Source organism: Nocardia suismassiliense (assembly GCF_900269665.1).
GTDB classification, from domain to species: domain Bacteria; phylum Actinomycetota; class Actinomycetes; order Mycobacteriales; family Mycobacteriaceae; genus Nocardia; species Nocardia suismassiliense.
Genome location: NZ_LT985361.1, coordinates 8,390,621 through 8,406,667, shown reverse-complemented (window position 1 = coordinate 8,406,667; position 16,047 = coordinate 8,390,621). Strand labels below are relative to the sequence as shown.

Sequence of the window (16,047 nt, the reverse complement as noted above, 5' to 3'; positions counted from 1 at the left end):
TACCACCACCGGCGGTACGGGCGTAGTGCTGCTCAGCGCAGGTGCGCGGCGGTGGCGGCGCGGCGCAGCTTGCCCGAGGACGTCTTGGGCAGTGCGCCGGGACCGAGCACGGCGACGGTGCGCGGACGGGAGCCCACCTCGGAGAACACCGCGTGCACGATCTCGCGCTCGATCCGCTTGACCGCCTCGGGATTCTGGTAGTCGTTGCTCTCCACCACCACCGCGAAGCTCTCCCGCTTCTGCCCGGCGTCCAGGCGCACGGCGACCGCGTTGCCCGGCCGCACGCCGCTCACCCGGGTGGCGGCGCGCTCGATGTCGGTGGGGTAGATATTGCGGCCGCCCATGATGATGACGTCCTTGATCCGGCCGCACACCACGATCAAGCCCTCTTCGGTGAAGTAACCGATGTCGCCGGTGTCGAGCCAGCCCGCGGCGTCCTGCGCCGGCCGGAAACCCTCGACCGTGACGTAGCCGGAAGTGACCGCGGGCCCGCGTAATTCGATCACGCCGACCGAACGCGGCGGCAGCGGCTGATGCTCCGCGTCCACCACGCGACCTTCCAGGTGGTCGACCAGGTAGCCCAGCGTGGGCAGCCTGCGGATGTTGCCGGGATGCCCGTGCTCGTCGGGCACCGGCACGGCCTTGCCGAGGGCCTCGAGCAGGTCGGCGTCGATGACGTCGAGCACCTGGCCCAGGCCGGGATCCGGAATCGACACGGCCAGCGTCGTTTCCGCCATGCCGTACACGGGGGTGAGCGCCATCGGGCTGAGGCCGAAGCGTTTTCCGGCCGCGGCCAGCGTCTCCATGGTGTCCGGGTCGACCGGCTCGGCGCCGTTCCACATGTAGCGGACGCTGCTCAGATCGAACGCGCCGTCGTCGGCCTGCTTCAGCCTGCGGGCCAGCAGCGAGTACGCGAAGTTCGGTGCGGCGGTGACGGTTCCGCGATACTTGGTGATCAGCTCGGCCCACAGTAAGGGGCGCATCAGGAAGTCCAGCGGCGTCACGCAGACCACCTCGGCGCCGATTTGCATGGGGACGCTGAGGAATCCGACCATGCCCATGTCGTGGAACAGCGGCAGCCAGCTGACCATCACGTCGTCGTCGAGCTGGAATTTGACCCGATCGAACATGGCGTAGGCGTTGACGAAGAAGTTGCCGTGGGTGATCCGCACCGCCTTGGGCGACCCGGTCGATCCGGAGGTCAACTGCTGCAAGGCGATATCGTCCTCGGCGGTCGGCACCGGATCGGTGTCGGTGCCGTCGCGCAGCTGATCGATCCGCACCACCGTGATGCCGCGCTCGCGCAGCAGCGGTTCGGCCGCCTCGAACGGGGCGCCGAGCACCACCGCACGCGCCTCGATCATGGTCAGCACGGTCTCGGTGTCGCGCGCCCAGACGACCAGATCGGTGCGCGGCGTCGGCTGGTGCAGCATGGTGATCGAGGCGCCGCGCATCCAGATGGCCTGGCAGGCCGGTGCGATGTCGACCGGCATACCCGCGAGCACACCCACCGCGTCACCGTGTCCGATGCCCGCCGCCGCGAGCCCACCGGCCATGCGCCGGGCGATCCGATGGATCTCGCCCCAGCTCTGCCGCAGCGGTGCGTTCGGTTCGCCGGTCACCAGCCCCCGGGTAGACGCCTGCGCCGTCGCATACATCTCGTCGGTGAACCTGCTCAACGTCAACTCCCTCATCACCAGCTTCGGTCGCCTGTCGACCTCCCTCAACTATCCCGCCATTCCGGCGTGGCGTTAACCCTTTTCCAGCGTGTCTGCGTTTGCTGGAGTGTCGCGGGTAACCGGATGTGCGGTACGGAGCGCACATAGGCGCGGATACGGTCCGGAGCGCGGGTGGCCGGCCTTCTCGGTCCGCCCATCGCTCAACGCCACACCGATCGCCGGTGGGTGACGACGCGTGCTGGGCCGGGGATGGGGCGCCGGTCAGCGAAAAGTGGTGGCGTACTGGTCGACATAGTGGCGGCCGGCGCGGGTGGCGAGATCGCGCATCAGTTCGTCGGTCGCGGTGCGTGCGGTGTGGTGTTGCTCGGCGGGCAGGTAGTAGCGCGGGGTGCCGAAGCTGATCCGCACCTTGCCGAAGCGGGGCAGTCGCTTGCCGCGGGGGTTGACGCGATCGGTACCGGAGAGCACCACCGGGATCACCGGTGCGCCGGTCGCCATCGCGACCCGCAGGGTGCCGGTGCGGCCGCGGTAGATCCGTCCGTCCGGCGAGCGGGTGCCCTCGGGGTGGATGGCCCACACGCCGCCCGCCTCGAGAATGCGGGGGGCGGCGGCGAGTGCGTCGGCCGCGGCGCTCCCGCCGGTCCGGTCGACCGGCACCTGGCCCGTCGCCGAGAAGAACCACCGCTGGAATCGGCCGCGCAGGCCGGTGCCGGTGAAGTACTCCTGCTTGGCCAGGAAGGTGACGCGCCGGGGCAGCACGAGTGCGAGGTACAGCGAGTCGATCACCGCCAGGTGGTTGGCCGCGACGATCATCGGCCCGGTGCGCGGAAGATGATCCAGCCCTTCGACTTCGGGTCTGCCGAGCACCCGCAGCACGGGGCCGAGCAACACGTGTTTGAAGAGCCGGTACCACACGGAGAACCTCCCGATCGAAATGTGTAGACAATGTCTACCGCACGGGCGTAGACAGTGTCTACACCCGGATGTGGAGGATGGATGGCTGCCGTAGACAATGTCTGCATGGTCGAGAGTGAACCGCTGCGCGAGCGCCTGGTCGGGACGGGTGTCGACCTGTTGGAAGAGGTCGGTGCGGCGCAATTGGGACTTCGTGCGATAACGCGCGCCGCCGGTGTCTCACATGGGGCACCGCGCAGGCACTTCCCGACGCACCGCGCGCTACTCGCGGCCATCGCGGCGCGCGGGTTCGCCGATCTGATCGACCGGTTCGCCGCGGCCGATCCCGGTGGGTCCGCCCGAGATCGGCTGGCGCGCATGAGCGTCGAGTACGTCGAGTTCGCCGGCGAGCGGCCGGAGATGTTCACCCTGATGTTCCGGCACGACCTGCTCGAAGGCTCCGGTGAGAATCTTCGTGCGACCACGTTGCCGCTGTTCGAGCGGTTCGTGGCGCTGGTGAGTGACGCCGCGGACGCCGGCTCGGTAGCTCCTGCCGAGCGTGCGATCGCCCTGTGGACGAACCTGCACGGCATCGCCGCACTCCAGGCGAATCGCAGCCTGCGCCTGGTCGCGCCCGCCGCCGATCTCCGCGCGCTCGTGGACCGCGCCCTCGAATTACATCTGGCCTGAACGCAATTCCGCTCGTTGAGAGCTGCTGTCCAGCAGTTGCTTACAGCGCGGCGACGGCGGCCACGAACCGGTCCAGCTCCTCGAAGCTCACGAAGCAGTGCGGGGAGGCGCGGACCACGGACTGCAGCCCGCGACCGGTCATGTCCAGCAGCGTCGAGCCTGCCCGGCTGACGGTCACCGTGATGTTCTGCTCGGCAAGCCGATCGCGCACAGCGAGGGAATCGACACCGTCGACGGTGAACGACACGATGCCGCTGTGCTGAACGCCGATGTCGCGCACCGTCACTCCGGGAATCTCCGGCAGCGCCTTGCGCAGGTGCTCGGCGCGGGCCGAGATGGCCTCGTACACATTCGCGGGACCGAGCTCGAGCAGGTACCGCACGGCCGCGCCGAGACCGAGGCGCGCGGCTACATCGCATTCCCAGAACTCGAAGCGGCTCGCGTCGGGGGCGAGGCGGTATTCATCCGGGGCGGTCCACTCCGCGCTGTGCAAGTCGAGCCGTCCCGGTTCCATCGTTGCCGCCAATTCCGGTCGCACGTAGAGGAATCCGGTGCCGCGCGGTCCGCGCAGCCACTTGCGGCCGGTGGCCGAGAGCGCGTCGACGTCCAGCTCGGCCACATTGATCGGGAGTTGCCCGGTCGACTGGCAGGCGTCGAGCAACACCAGCGCACCGACCGAACGCGCGATCCGGGTGGCCTCGGCGGCCGGGTTGACCAGGCCGCCGTTGGTGGGCGCGTGCAGCACCGAGACCAGCTTGACCCGCTCGTCGACCAGCGCCGACAGCGCGTCGAGGTCGATCTGCCCGGTGCTGTCGCTCGGGATCTTCTCCACGGTGGCCCCGGTGGCGCGGGCGCGCTGCAGCGCCGCGATGGCGTTGCTCGCGTAGTCGGCCTCGGAGACCAGGATGCGATCACCCTCGGCCAGCGGAATCGAGTAGAAGAAGTCGGCCCATGCGCGAGTCGCGCTGTCGCTCAACGCGATACTGGACGGCGCCGCGTTGATGAGCGTGCCGATCGCGGTCTTCACCGCGGCGAGATCGTCGAGGCGCTCGTTCGCGGCGCGATAGCCACCGACCTCGGCCTCGCGGCGCAGATGATCGACGACGGTGTCCAGGACCACGCGCGGGGGCAGCGACGATCCGGCGCTGTCGAGGAACACCGGACCCGGCTCGGCACCGGACGCGCAACCAGGGGTGTCGGCACGGACACGATCTTCAGCCAGCATGATTCCGACCTTAACGGGCGCGGCGGGACCGGGTCTGTCCGTGCCCGGTCGGTCCCCAGTTCGGATTCTTGTCGATTTCTTGTCGGTAGTGATCGCTACTCTGGATGGATGCCGCGAGCGGAATACAGCACGGCCACGCGGCGATAACAGAACGACGGCGGACACGAAACCACAGCGCATCGGACCCACAGTGGAGGTTGGTATGGCGGTCACGCTGGAGCATTCGGAGCTGGTCAGCCGGGTAATCCATGATGGGGAGCTAGGGTCGCGAGCCGCCGCCGAGGCGTATATCGGCGGCGTCTGCTTCAAGCAGGGACCACCGACGCTGATCGGCGCCGAGCTCGAATGGCTCACCGTGCAGGGTGAGTGTTCGGCGTCAGGCCCTTCGGCCGCCCCGCGTCCCCAGTTGACTGCCCTGGCGGATGCCCTCGGACCGTATGCACCACGGTCCATCGCCCCCGATTCCCCGGAATTGGCCTTACCAGGGGGCAGCCGGGTCACCATCGAACCCGGTGGCCAGATCGAATTGTCCAGCGCACCGTTCGCTGATGCCGCGCAGCTGAATACCTCGCTCCGCGACGATGCCCGCCTCCTGCGGGAACTCCTCGAATCTCGTTCCATCCGCACCGTTTCCGTCGCTGCCGACGCGGACCGCCGCCCCAAGCGGCTGCTCCAGCTCCCGCGCTATCGCGCCATGGAACAGACCTTCGCCGGTATCGGCCCGTTCGGCAAACTCATGATGTGCAATACCGCCGCGACCCAGGTCAGCGTCGACGCCGGTGCCGATCGCGCCGATATCGCCGCCCGCTGGACCGCGCTCTACGCCATCGGCCCGGCCCTGCTCGCCGCCTTCGCCTGTTCGCCCGCGCTGCGCGGCGCTCCGGCGGGGGAGTGGGCGTCGCAACGCATGCGGGCCTGGCTGCGGCTGGACAACGCCAGGACCCGGCCGCCGCTGATGGACTGGGTGGATCCGATCCATGGCTACAGCAGGTGGGCTCTGGATGTGCCGCTGCTGTGCGTTCGAAGACCCGACGACGAGGCCCGCGCACCCGGTGACAGCGCTACCGGCTGGTCCCCGCCGCCGGGAGCGACCTTCGCGGACTGGCTCACCGGTGCCCTCGACGACGAGGTGGGCCGCCGCCCCGACCGCAACGACCTCGACTATCACCTGACCACGCTGTTCCCCCCGGTGCGTGCGTCCGGTTATCTCGAGGTCCGCTACATCGACGCACAGCCCGGCGACGGCTGGACCGTGCCGATCCACGTGCTCGACGCGCTGATGTCCAGCCGTGCCGTCGTCGCCGAGGCGACCGCCATCGCCGCGCCGCTGGCGGGTCACTGGCTCGACGCCGCCCGCTACGGGCTGGCCGATCTGGACATCCGGGCCGTGGCGGTGGAGCTCCTCACGCTGGCCGCGGCCCATGCGGCTACGGACGAGGCGGTCCGGGAGATCGAATCCGCCGCGCAACGATGTCGCAGCGGCCAGGGACCCGGGGCGGACGGTCCCGGAGCCGGCTCGTGATACGAGCGGCAGCGAGCGAACCGCGGCCGCTGTACGGCAGCGTCGAGCTGCCATCAGGCCTGGTCGTGCGAAGAGCTTGTCTGCATTGCCGATCCGGTCCGGCGTCGAGCCGTGCCGACGCCGACGCCGAACCAGCCCCTGGAGACCTATCGTGACCATTCACCATCCGCCAGCCGCCGACGTTTCCGACACCGAGCACCTGCGCGACCGGATCGCCGAGGTCCTGACCCGTGCCAGGCAGCGCACCCTCACCCTCACCGACTGCATCGACGAAGCCGAACTGGTGGCGCAGCATTCGCGGCTGATGAGCCCGCTGGTGTGGGATCTAGCGCACATCGGCAACCAGGAAGAACTATGGCTGGTCCGCGATGTCGGCGGCCGCGAGGCGGTGCGCGCCGACATCGACGAGCTGTACGACGCGTTCAAGCACGCCCGCTCGAACCGTCCCGCGCTGCCGCTGCTCGACCCGACCCAGGCCAGGGGATATGTCGGCACCGTCCGCGACAAGGTGTGGGATGTGCTGGACCACAGCGATTTACGCGGCGCACCGCTGATCGATGGCGGTTTCGCCTTCGGCATGATCGCCCAGCACGAGCAGCAGCACGACGAGACCATGCTGGCCACCCACCAATTGCGCACCGGCCCAGCGGTATTGACCGCCCCCGCCGTCCCGATCGCGACTACTCCCGTCACCGGCGAAGTCGTCGTTCCCGCGGGCGAATTCACCATGGGCACGTCCACCGAACCGTGGGCGCTGGACAACGAGCGCCCCGCGCACCGAGTTCGACTGCCAGGCTTCGCCATCGACGCCGCGCCGGTGACCAACGAGCAGTACCTGGCCTTCATCGATGACGGCGGTTACGAGCGCCCCGAGCTGTGGTCCGAACGCGGTTGGGCGCACCGGCAGGAGGCGGGTCTGGTCGCGCCGCAATTCTGGGAGCGCGACCCCGCCGGTCACTGGTGGCGTCGCGTCTTCGGCGTGATGACGCCGCTGCGCCCGCACCAGCCGGTGGTGCATGTGTGCTGGTTCGAGGCCGAGGCCTACGCGAACTGGGCGGGCAAGCGGCTACCCACCGAGGCCGAGTGGGAGAAGGCCGCGCGCCACGACCCGGCCACCGGCGCCGACCGCCGATTCCCCTGGGGCGACGCCGAACCGGACGCGGCCACCGCGAATCTGGGCCAGCGCCACCTGGAACCTGCCGACGTGGGCGCCTATCCGGCGGGCGCGACACCCGCCGGCGTGCATCAGCTCATCGGCGACGTCTGGGAGTGGACCGCATCAGGTTTCGACCCCTACCCGGGCTTCCACGCCTTCCCCTATCGGGAGTACTCGGAGGTCTTCTTCGGCGGTGATTACCGGGTGCTGCGCGGCGGCTCGTTCGGCACCGACCCGGTCGCCTGCCGCAGCACCTTCCGCAACTGGGACCACCCGATCCGACGGCAGATCTTCTCAGGGTTCCGGCTCGCTCGCGATCTGCGGCCGGGGGAGGGCGAGTGAGCGCGAAGGTTGCCCGCGGCCGGTCTCTGCCGCCAGGTATGCGGAGTAGATCAGTGCGGCAAACTTTCGGTCGCCCAACGAGAGGTGGTTACTGATGTGCAGACATCTCGGTTACCTGGGCCCGGCGGTCAGCGTCGGTGAGATGCTCACGGCCGGTACACATTCCCTGCGCACCCAGGCCTGGGCGCCGCGGGACATGCGCGGCGGCGGCACAGTCAACGCCGACGGTTTCGGTGTCGCGTGGTGGCGCGCCGCCGAGATCGACGGCACCCGAAACCCGTTGGCGACCAGTGCCTTACCCGGTGACGGCTCGCCGAACAGCACGTTGATCGCCAGCCGGTACCGCAATGCCGCGCCCATCTGGACCGACCCGGCGGTGGAAGAGGTACTGACACAGCTGCATTCGACCGCCGTTCTGGGGTCGATCCGGTCGGCAACCGTGGGCATGCCGATCGAGCGAACCGCGTGTGCGCCGTTCACCAGTGGGCGCTGGGCCTTCAGTCACAACGGCGCGGTGCCGAACTGGCGTCCGGTCGTCACCGCGGTGTCCTCCGATCTGGACATGGCCGCCACCCAAGTCGGCGCGACCCGACTCTTCGAGACGATTCAGCTGCTCGAAGCGGAAGCACCGACCGACGCCGCGACGCTCTGGGTACTGCTGCGGCAGATGCTCACCGCAATGGAGCCGAGCGGTTTCGTGGATTCCCCGGGCACCGCCCTCGGTCTGCTCGTGTCCGGCGTGCTGCGCCACGCACCCAACGCACGGCTCAACTTGCTGCTCGGCGACGGCGAAACCCTCTGGGCCACCACGGTGCACCACTCGCTGTCCGCCCTGATCACCGACACCGTCGCGGTGCTCGCCTCCGAACCCTATGACGACGACTTGAATTGGCAGTCGATCCCCGACCGCAGCCTGGTGATCGCCCGGCCAGGACAGCTTTCCATCGACCCATTGCCCGACGGCACGAAAGGCGCACGATGACCGCACCGACGCTGGAGATCCACCTATCCGACGACGACCTCACCTCGGCATTGCGGGCGGACGCCCGGCTCGGCCTGACCGCCGACCCGAAGTGGCTGCCGCCCAAGTGGTTCTACGACGCCCGCGGCAGTGAATTGTTCGAGCAGATCACCGAGCTCCCGGAGTACTACCCGACGCGGACCGAACGCGCGCTGCTGGAGCGGGTGGTCGGCGAGATCGCCCGGGTCGCGCAGGCCGAGGTGCTGGTGGAGCTGGGCGCGGGCTCGGCGGCCAAGACGCGGCTGCTGCTGTCCGCGCTGACCGCCGAGGGCCCGCTGAAGACCTATGTCCCGCAGGATGTCTCGGCCACGGCGCTGCGCGCGGCGGCGGACGAGATCGCGGGCGAGTTCCCCGGGCTCGCCGTGCACGGGGTGGTCAGCGACTTCACCGACACCCTGCACAACCTGCCCGGCGGCGGCCGCCGGATGATCGCGTTCCTGGGCGGCACCATCGGCAATCTGGTTCCCGCGGAACGCGCCGAATTCCTCGCCAGCATTTACGAGGTGCTCGAGCCGGGCGAGCAACTGCTGCTCGGTGCGGGGCTGGTGATCGACCCCGCCGTGTTGGTCCCCGCTTACGACGACGCGGCAGGCGTCACCGCGGAGTTCAACCGGAATGTGCTGCACGTATTGAACTCTCGGCTCGACGCCGATTTCGCGCCGGACAAGTTCGAGCACGTCGCGCTGTGGGACGCGGCCAACGAGTGGATCGAGATGCGTTTGGCGGCCACCGAGGAGATGACCGTCACGGTCCGCGAGCTGGACCTCACTGTGCGATTCGCCCGCGGCGAGCAGCTGCGGACCGAGATCTCGGCGAAGTTCCGGCTCGACGGTCTCGCCGCGGAGCTGAGCACCGCCGGGTTCAGCACCGAGCAGGTGTGGACCGATCCCGACAACCGCTTCGCGCTCGTCCTCGCGGCCCGCGATTAAGCGAGCAGGGGCGACCGGGTGGTCGCCCCGCTGACCACGGCGCCGAGCCAATCGATCAGGGGCCGCATCGTCTCCCAGGCGGTGCGGATCTCCTTGGCGGCCCGTGGCTGGTCCAGCCACGGCGGTGCCCCGAACTCCTTGTTGCAGACCAGGGCCTTGCGCCGGAGCAGGTCGATGCGAGGATGGTCGGCGTCGTAGCCTTTCGGCTTGGTCTTGAGCTGCTCGCCGCCGATCGTGTACCCGGCCTTGGTCAGCTTCGCCAGAATCTTCTCCAGCTCCGGACCGCGCACCTCGTGGTCGATGGTGGCGCGCAGCTGGGCGATCTGTTCCGACGAACCGCCGTAGAAGCCGCCCGCGACGTAGAGTCCCGCCGCGCCGATCTGCACATACCAGCCGGTGCTCGGCGCCACCGATACGTACGCGCCCTGGTGGTCCTTGTACGGCGTCTTGTCCTTGGAAAAACGCACATCGCGATACGGCCGGAAGATCTTGGCCGGACCGAAATCCGGCTCCAGCTCGGCGGTGAGGGCGAGCATCGGCGCCTTCACCGCCGTCTCGTACACGTCTTTGTGCGCGGTCCAGAACGTCTTCGAGTTGTCCGCCTCGAGATCCTCGTAGAAATCCAGCCCCGCCAGCGGAAAGCCGCTGAACTTGTTCATGACTGTGCCTCGCTCATACCGAGCAATCTACGTTCTCAGGTCTCCGTTGAAGATGAGGAACCCCACCAGGAAGCCGATGATCATGGTGACGCCCGACGCGATCGCGGCCCACTTGCCGAGGGATTCGCCCTTACTGTGGCCGATCAGCCCGAGCACGATGCCCGCGGGTCCGAACAGGATGGGGCAGAACAACACCGCGACCGCGGCGCAGACGAATCCGATGATGGAGAACACCTGGGTGCCCGCGGTGCGCGGGGTGGCATACGGCTCGTAGGACTGCTGCGGGTAACCGCCGTAGCCTTGCTGCGGACTCTGCTGTTCGCCGTAGCCGCCGCTCGGCGGGGAGTTGTACATCCCGCCCTGCGGATACTGTTCCGGTCCGCTCGCCTCGTGGAGTGGGCCGCCTCCTGGGTACTGCGGCGGGCTCGAATCTTGCGGCTGGCCGCCGGGATACTGCGGGTACTGCGACGGGGCGCCCGAGTCTTGGGGTTGACCGCTGCCGGGGTACTGCGGGTACTGATTCTGTGGATTGGGCTGCGCACCCCACTGCTGCTGACCACCGGTCGGCGCACCCCAAGCCTGCTGTCGACCCGACGGATCCGCCCCTCCATACGGTTGCGGGGTGGACGATCCGGAGCCCCACGACGGCTGATTGCTCTGCGGCCCGGCAGGTCCCGAGTCCCCGGACGGCTGGCTGCTCGACGGCCCCGCGGGTCCGGTACCCCACGGTTGCGCATGCCCACCGAGCGGTCCGCTCGGTGCGTCGGTCGGCTGCCACCACTCACCGGGCGCGGGCGGCGGCGGGGTGTACGGCTCACTCGAAGGTTCCGCCGCACCAACATCTTTCGACAGCGAAGGCGGCGAGCTCGCTTCTGTGGATTTCGCCGGCGTACCGGAGTCGCGCGACGCAGGCGCGGCACCGGTGTCCGTCGACGGATCTCCCGACCCGCTCGCACTCGCCGACGGCGCGGACTCCGCGCCCGCGGACCCCGGCGCACCGCCGGGACGTTCCGGATTCTGCGGCGTACTCATCGCGCCTCCTCGTATCGTCCGGCCGCCATCGCTGCGTTCCGCCGCCACCGACCACCGACAGCGCACGGATCGTGTCCGGCATGTCCGTCATGCGTACCACGGCGACCGAGCTGTCATAGCGGATTGCGCTAGGTGTGGCAGCCTGCCGCGGGCAGGACGTCAGAAATCGGAATCGTCGACGAGCTCCATGGCGATCACCTCGGCGGGCCGCTCGTCGTCCTGGGCCTTCTCGGCGCGCTGTTCGCGCGGGGTCGACTCCTGCGCCAGCTCGTCGGCGATGCCGAGCCTGCCGTCGTCCTCGTTCTCGTGATAACGAATCCGCAGGTCGTCCGGCGGATCCTCGACATTGCGCTGGTAGGCGCGGATCTCGTCGGCCTGGTCGTCGTCTCCCATGTCTGTGTCCAACGGTTCACGGTCCATACCCTCCAGTATCCCCGTGCAAAGCCGTAGCAACCGGAACCGGCGCAAAAGAAATGGCGGCCCGGACCGGAGTCCGAGCCGCCATTGCGCGGTAAGTTCCTATGCGTTGCCGTTGAAAAGGCCCGTGACCGAGCCGTTCTCGAAGACCTCGCGGATGGTGCGGGCCAGCAGCGGGGCGATGGACAGCACCGTCAGCTGCGGGAACTTCTTCTCTTCGGTGATCGGCAGCGTGTTGGTGACCACAACTTCCTTGGCACCGCAGGCGGCGAGCCGCTCGGCGGCCGGGTCGCTCAGCACGCCGTGGGTGGCGGCGATGACCACGTCACCGGCGCCCGCGTCCTTGAGCACCTTGACCGCGCCGGCGATGGTGCCACCGGTGTCGATCATGTCGTCGATCAGGATGCAGGTGCGGCCCTCGACGTCACCGACCACGCGGTTCGCCTTGATCTGGTTGGGCACCAGCGGGTCACGGGTCTTGTGGATGAACGCCAGCGGCGAGCCGCCGAGCGAGTCGGCCCACTTCTCGGCGACACGCACGCGGCCGGAGTCGGGGGAGACCACGGTGATGTGATCGAGGGTGTAGTTCGTCCGGATGTACTCGGCGAGCTGCAGCTGCGCGTGCATGTGATCGACGGGGCCGTCGAAGAAGCCCTGGATCTGGTCGGTATGCAGGTCGACGGTGATGATGCGGTCCGCGCCCGCGGTCTTCAGCAGGTCGGCGACCAGGCGAGCCGAGATCGGTTCGCGGCCACGGTGCTTCTTGTCCTGGCGGGCGTAGGGGTAGAACGGCAGCACGGCGGTGATCCGCTTGGCCGAACCGCGCTTGAGCGCGTCGATCATGATGAGCTGCTCCATCAACCACTGGTTCAGCGGCGCGGGGAAGCTCTGCAGCACGAACGCGTCGGAGCCGCGGACCGACTCCTCGAACCGGACGAAGATCTCGCCGTTGGCGAAGTCGCGTGCCGTCTGCGGCGTGACGTGGACGTCGAGTTCCTTGGCGACCTGCTCGGCCAGCTCAGGATGAGCGCGTCCCGAGAAGAGCATGAGGTTCTTCTGGTTGTCGATCCATGACGCGGTCACTGCTGTTTGCCATCCTTTTGCTCGATTGCCTGACCGGAGTTGTCTTTGGCGGCGTTGGCTTCTGCCGCCGCGCGCGCCGCGGCCGTTCCGGGACGGTGTCGCTGCACCCAGCCCTCGATGTTCTTCTGCGGTCCGCCGGAAATCGCGAGTGCGCCGGGCGGAACGCTTCTGCGCAGTACAGTACCCGCCGCCGTATACGCTCCGTCACCCACCGTTACCGGTGCGACAAACATCGTGTCGCTTCCCGTTCGCACATGCGATCCGACAGTGGTGTGATGTTTGGTCACTCCGTCGTAGTTGACGAAAACACTCGAAGCGCCGATGTTGCTGTGCTCGCCGATGGTCGCGTCACCGACGTAGGTCAGGTGCGGCACCTTGGAGTGCGCGCCGATCGAGGCGTTCTTGGTTTCCACGAACGCGCCGAGCTTGCCGGAATTGCCGACCACCGTGCCCGGACGTAGGTAACTGAACGGGCCGATGGTCGCGCCGGGGCCGATCATCGCGCCCTCGCCGTGCGTGCGGATGACCCGGGCGCCGTCGCCGACCACCACATCGTTGAGCGTGCTGTCCGGCCCGATCTCGGCGTCCTCGCCGATCACGGTGTCGCCGAGCAGTTGCACGCCGGGGCGAAGTATCGCGTCCCTGCTGATGCGCACGCTCGCGTCCACCCAGGTGGAGGCCGGGTCGATGATGGTGACGCCGGCCCGCATATGCCGTTCCAGGATGTAGCGGTTGAGGGTGCTGGTCGCATTGGCCAGCTGGACCCGGTCGTTCACGCCGGTGACCTTGGCCGCGTCGACCAGGCGAGCGCCGTGCACCGGATGCCCGGCCTCGCGGGCCAGCCGCAGCACGTCGGTCAGGTACAGCTCGTGCTGGGCGTTCGCGGTGGACAACCGGCTGATCATGGTGCGCAGCACATTCACGTCGAACGCGTAGACACCCGAGTTGACCTCGGTGATCGCGGCCTGTTCCGGGGTGGCGTCGGCGTGCTCGACGATCTCGAACACCCGGCCGTTCGCGTCACGGACGATGCGGCCGTAGCCGTTGGGGTCGTCCGGCACGAAGGTCAGCACCGTGACCGCGGAACGTTCGGTGTAGCTGCGGTGCTCGTCGAGCAGCGCGGACAGTGTGTGCCCGTCGAGCAGCGGTACATCGGCGGAGGTGACGAGCAGGTCGCCGGTGAAGCCGACGGGCAGCGCGGCCAGTGCGCACTGCACGGCATGCCCGGTGCCGAGCTGTTCCTCCTGAATGGCGGGGGGGATCTCCCGGCCCAGGTCGGTGGCCACCGCGTTGACGGCGGCGCCGACCTGCTCGCGGTCGTGACCGACCACGGTGATCAGGTATGCGGGGTCGATCTCGTTCGCCGCATGCAGCGCGTGTGCGAGCATGCTCCGACCGGCCAGCGAATGCAGCACCTTGGGGGTCTTCGACCGCATTCGCGTCCCGGCACCGGCTGCGAGAACGACGACGGCGGTCTGCTGTGGCATGGATCTCCCTCGGCTGCCTGTCATCGTGCTTGGCTCTGCTCATCGTGCGGGGGTCTGCTGTGCTGGGCGCCGATGTGCGGGCCAACGATAGTCATCGTGCTGCCGAGCTCCGCCGCCAGGACTCGAACCTGAACTATCTGAACCAAAATCAGAGGTGCTGCCATTACACCACGGCGGATTGTCACATCGGCGGATCGGGAACACCCGCCGCTGTGCCACGGCACGGGAAAGATCCTCGCATACACCCGCGCCTCTCCGCGATTCTTGCCGGTAGTTGGAGCGTCGACAGGGTCGCGGCGGCAGTTGATCGGGGGCGCGCCCGGGGTTGACGGCGCAATCTGCGGTGCTGTCTGGAACAGTTGAGGCACCGGACGGTCTTTGGCGAAGGGAGGCGGGAGCGATGTCGACCAGTGAACCGCCCAAGGTGTCGCGTCCGCGGATGACGGGTACCCAGCGGCGTCAGCAACTGATCGAGATCGGTCGCGCACTGTTCGCCGAGCGGGGTTACGACGCCACCTCGATCGAGGAGATCGCGCAGCGGGCCCAGGTCTCCAAACCCGTGGTGTACGAGCATTTCGGTGGCAAAGAGGGTCTGTACGCGGTCGTGGTCGACCGCGAGATGTCGATGTTGCTCGACATGATCGTCTCCTCGCTCACCCAGAATCGTTCTCGGGTCCGGCTCGAGCAGGTCGCGCTCGCGCTGCTCACCTACATCGAGGAACGCACCGACGGCTTCCGCATCCTGGTGCGCGATCAGCCGACCGGCAATGCCGAGGGCCGATACTCCAGCCTGCTCAACGAGGCTGTGAATCAAGTGGCGCACATCCTCGCCGGGGATTTCGATCGCCGCGGTTTCGACACCAGCCTGGCCACCCTCTATGCCCAGGCGTTGGTCGGGCAGGTCGCCACCGCCGCGACCTGGTGGCTGGACGAACGCAAGCCGTCGAAAGAGGTTGTCGCCGTGCATCTGGTGAATCTGTGCTGGAACGGGCTGAGCCATCTGGAGGCCGACCCGCACCTCAGCTCGGAGTGGCGCGCCGGTATCGAGGAGTGACTCGGGTTGTTAACCAGCGAATTGCGAAGCGGGTCCAGTCGAATGCTCGAATTGACTGCCGAGGGCCCGCCTGGTGGTACGGTTCACCCATCCTTTGGGTGCTGTTCGGGCGGTAAGTCGGTCTACTTCGTGATGTCGGTCTACTTCAGGATGGCTGGTTTTTAGGATGACAGGCGGATCTGATGGCTAGGCAAGCGCGCGCGGAGATCACCCGCGACTCCGTTCTTGCGGGCGCTGCCGATGTCTTTCTGCGCTTGGGTTACGCGAACGCGAGTCTGAGCGAGATCATCGCGCAGTCCAATGTGACCAAGGGCGCCTTGTACTTTCACTTCGGCTCGAAGGAAGAGCTGGCGCGCGCGGTGGTCGACCAGGGCAACGAGCGGCTGGTCAGCTCGTGTCAGGGCTTCTTCGATCCCCGGGTGCCCGCACTCGAGGCGTGCATCGGCATCACCTACGTCGTGGCCGACCTATCGATGAACGATCCGATGGTCGGCGCGATGCTCAAGCTGACCCATCAGATCGGTGACTATCGCGGCGCGCAGGGCGACAACATCGCCAAGACGTGGGGCGACACCTACCGCGTACTGTCCGAAAGAGCCATCGCCCAAGGCGATTTGCAGCCGGAGCTCGACGCCGAGGTGATCGGCATGCTCCTGCAGGAGATGACCGCGGGCGTGCACATCATCGCCGTCGGCACCGAGTCGATCGACCAGATGGCGACCAGGATGGAACGCGTCTGGTACTTCCTGCTCCCGTCGATCGTGCCGGCCGAGAAGCTGGCCTACTTCCGCGAGTTCGCGGCCCGGCGCCTGCGCAGGTACGTGCCCTAACGGCCCGAGCTCGATGTGTCGGCGGGC

The 16,047-nt window shown here is 68.1% G+C and carries 15 protein-coding genes and 1 tRNA gene; 7 read left to right on the top strand and 9 right to left on the bottom strand.

All coding sequences use genetic code 11. From position 1 onward, the window contains the following. Positions 1-32 precede the first annotated feature (32 nt). Positions 33-1,679: a fatty acyl-AMP ligase gene (locus tag DBO33_RS37680; protein WP_107660939.1), complete on the bottom strand. Its 1,647-nt coding sequence runs from the start codon at positions 1,677-1,679 to the stop codon at positions 33-35. Positions 1,680-1,940: 261 nt separating this feature from the next. Beyond that, a complete protein-coding gene (locus DBO33_RS37675; RefSeq protein WP_107659288.1) occupies positions 1,941-2,594 on the bottom strand; it encodes a lysophospholipid acyltransferase family protein in 654 nt (217 codons plus the stop codon). Positions 2,595-2,699: 105 nt separating this feature from the next. Here DBO33_RS37675 and DBO33_RS37670 point away from each other — a divergent pair, with 105 nt between their 5' ends. Next, positions 2,700-3,263, top strand: coding sequence for a TetR/AcrR family transcriptional regulator (locus DBO33_RS37670; protein ID WP_107659287.1), 564 nt, complete (start codon positions 2,700-2,702; stop codon positions 3,261-3,263). Positions 3,264-3,303: 40 nt separating this feature from the next. On the opposite strand, the gene DBO33_RS37665 is transcribed toward DBO33_RS37670, so the two are convergent. Further along, positions 3,304-4,488, bottom strand: coding sequence for an aminotransferase class V-fold PLP-dependent enzyme (locus DBO33_RS37665; RefSeq protein WP_107659286.1), 1,185 nt, complete (start codon positions 4,486-4,488; stop codon positions 3,304-3,306). A 202-nt stretch (positions 4,489-4,690) separates the two neighbouring features. Here DBO33_RS37665 and egtA point away from each other — a divergent pair, with 202 nt between their 5' ends. The 4 genes from egtA (at position 4,691) to egtD (ending at position 9,458) form a co-directional block, all read left to right on the top strand. Continuing rightward, complete coding sequence (gene egtA, locus DBO33_RS37660) at positions 4,691-6,010, top strand: ergothioneine biosynthesis glutamate--cysteine ligase EgtA (protein WP_107659285.1); 1,320 nt, start codon at positions 4,691-4,693, stop codon at positions 6,008-6,010. Positions 6,011-6,161: 151 nt separating this feature from the next. Next, positions 6,162-7,508 (top strand): ergothioneine biosynthesis protein EgtB, encoded by a 1,347-nt coding sequence (egtB, locus tag DBO33_RS37655; protein WP_107659284.1) that lies wholly within the window; start codon positions 6,162-6,164, stop codon positions 7,506-7,508. 94 nt (positions 7,509-7,602) lie between these two features. After that, complete coding sequence (locus tag DBO33_RS37650) at positions 7,603-8,490, top strand: class II glutamine amidotransferase (protein ID WP_107659283.1); 888 nt, start codon at positions 7,603-7,605, stop codon at positions 8,488-8,490. Continuing rightward, positions 8,487-9,458 (top strand): L-histidine N(alpha)-methyltransferase, encoded by a 972-nt coding sequence (gene egtD, locus DBO33_RS37645; RefSeq protein WP_107659282.1) that lies wholly within the window; start codon positions 8,487-8,489, stop codon positions 9,456-9,458. Before DBO33_RS37650 ends, egtD begins: the two co-directional genes overlap by 4 nt. On the opposite strand, the gene DBO33_RS37640 is transcribed toward egtD, so the two are convergent. From DBO33_RS37640 to DBO33_RS37615, 6 genes are all read right to left on the bottom strand, one after another. Next, complete coding sequence (locus tag DBO33_RS37640) at positions 9,455-10,117, bottom strand: DUF2461 domain-containing protein (protein WP_107659281.1); 663 nt, start codon at positions 10,115-10,117, stop codon at positions 9,455-9,457. The two genes, egtD and DBO33_RS37640, sit on opposite strands and share 4 nt — an antisense overlap. A 27-nt stretch (positions 10,118-10,144) precedes the next feature. Next, positions 10,145-11,149 carry a hypothetical protein gene (locus tag DBO33_RS43285; RefSeq protein ID WP_159080710.1) on the bottom strand — a complete coding sequence of 335 codons (1,005 nt, stop codon included), beginning with the start codon at positions 11,147-11,149 and terminating at the stop codon, positions 10,145-10,147. A 159-nt stretch (positions 11,150-11,308) separates the two neighbouring features. Continuing rightward, positions 11,309-11,569, bottom strand: coding sequence for a hypothetical protein (locus tag DBO33_RS37630; RefSeq protein WP_107659279.1), 261 nt, complete (start codon positions 11,567-11,569; stop codon positions 11,309-11,311). Positions 11,570-11,668: 99 nt separating this feature from the next. Further along, positions 11,669-12,649, bottom strand: coding sequence for a ribose-phosphate diphosphokinase (locus DBO33_RS37625; protein ID WP_107659278.1), 981 nt, complete (start codon positions 12,647-12,649; stop codon positions 11,669-11,671). After that, positions 12,646-14,136 carry a bifunctional UDP-N-acetylglucosamine diphosphorylase/glucosamine-1-phosphate N-acetyltransferase GlmU gene (gene glmU / locus DBO33_RS37620; protein WP_107659277.1) on the bottom strand — a complete coding sequence of 497 codons (1,491 nt, stop codon included), beginning with the start codon at positions 14,134-14,136 and terminating at the stop codon, positions 12,646-12,648. Before glmU ends, DBO33_RS37625 begins: the two co-directional genes overlap by 4 nt. Positions 14,137-14,243: 107 nt before the next feature. After that, positions 14,244-14,314, bottom strand: a tRNA-Gln gene (locus DBO33_RS37615). A 261-nt stretch (positions 14,315-14,575) separates the two neighbouring features. Here DBO33_RS37615 and DBO33_RS37610 point away from each other — a divergent pair. Next, positions 14,576-15,190, top strand: a complete 615-nt coding sequence (locus tag DBO33_RS37610; RefSeq protein ID WP_107660938.1) for a TetR/AcrR family transcriptional regulator — start codon at positions 14,576-14,578, stop codon at positions 15,188-15,190. 182 nt (positions 15,191-15,372) lie between these two features. Beyond that, the gene (locus DBO33_RS37605) at positions 15,373-16,020 is read left to right on the top strand and encodes a TetR/AcrR family transcriptional regulator (protein WP_014988187.1); all 648 of its coding nucleotides are present in this window, start codon (positions 15,373-15,375) and stop codon (positions 16,018-16,020) included. Positions 16,021-16,047: the final 27 nt, after the last annotated feature.

Coding starts and splice junctions, on each gene's coding strand:
- DBO33_RS43285 (WP_159080710.1), bottom strand. CDS start 11,149: ATGAGTACGCCGCAGAATCCGGAACGTCCCGGCGGTGCGCCGGGGTCC.
- DBO33_RS37610 (WP_107660938.1), top strand. CDS start 14,576: ATGACGGGTACCCAGCGGCGTCAGCAACTGATCGAGATCGGTCGCGCA.
- DBO33_RS37650 (WP_107659283.1), top strand. CDS start 7,603: ATGTGCAGACATCTCGGTTACCTGGGCCCGGCGGTCAGCGTCGGTGAG.
- DBO33_RS37670 (WP_107659287.1), top strand. CDS start 2,700: ATGGTCGAGAGTGAACCGCTGCGCGAGCGCCTGGTCGGGACGGGTGTC.
- egtA (WP_107659285.1), top strand. CDS start 4,691: ATGGCGGTCACGCTGGAGCATTCGGAGCTGGTCAGCCGGGTAATCCAT.
- DBO33_RS37665 (WP_107659286.1), bottom strand. CDS start 4,488: ATGCTGGCTGAAGATCGTGTCCGTGCCGACACCCCTGGTTGCGCGTCC.
- DBO33_RS37605 (WP_014988187.1), top strand. CDS start 15,373: ATGGCTAGGCAAGCGCGCGCGGAGATCACCCGCGACTCCGTTCTTGCG.
- DBO33_RS37630 (WP_107659279.1), bottom strand. CDS start 11,569: ATGGACCGTGAACCGTTGGACACAGACATGGGAGACGACGACCAGGCC.
- DBO33_RS37640 (WP_107659281.1), bottom strand. CDS start 10,117: ATGAACAAGTTCAGCGGCTTTCCGCTGGCGGGGCTGGATTTCTACGAG.
- egtD (WP_107659282.1), top strand. CDS start 8,487: ATGACCGCACCGACGCTGGAGATCCACCTATCCGACGACGACCTCACC.
- glmU (WP_107659277.1), bottom strand. CDS start 14,136: ATGCCACAGCAGACCGCCGTCGTCGTTCTCGCAGCCGGTGCCGGGACG.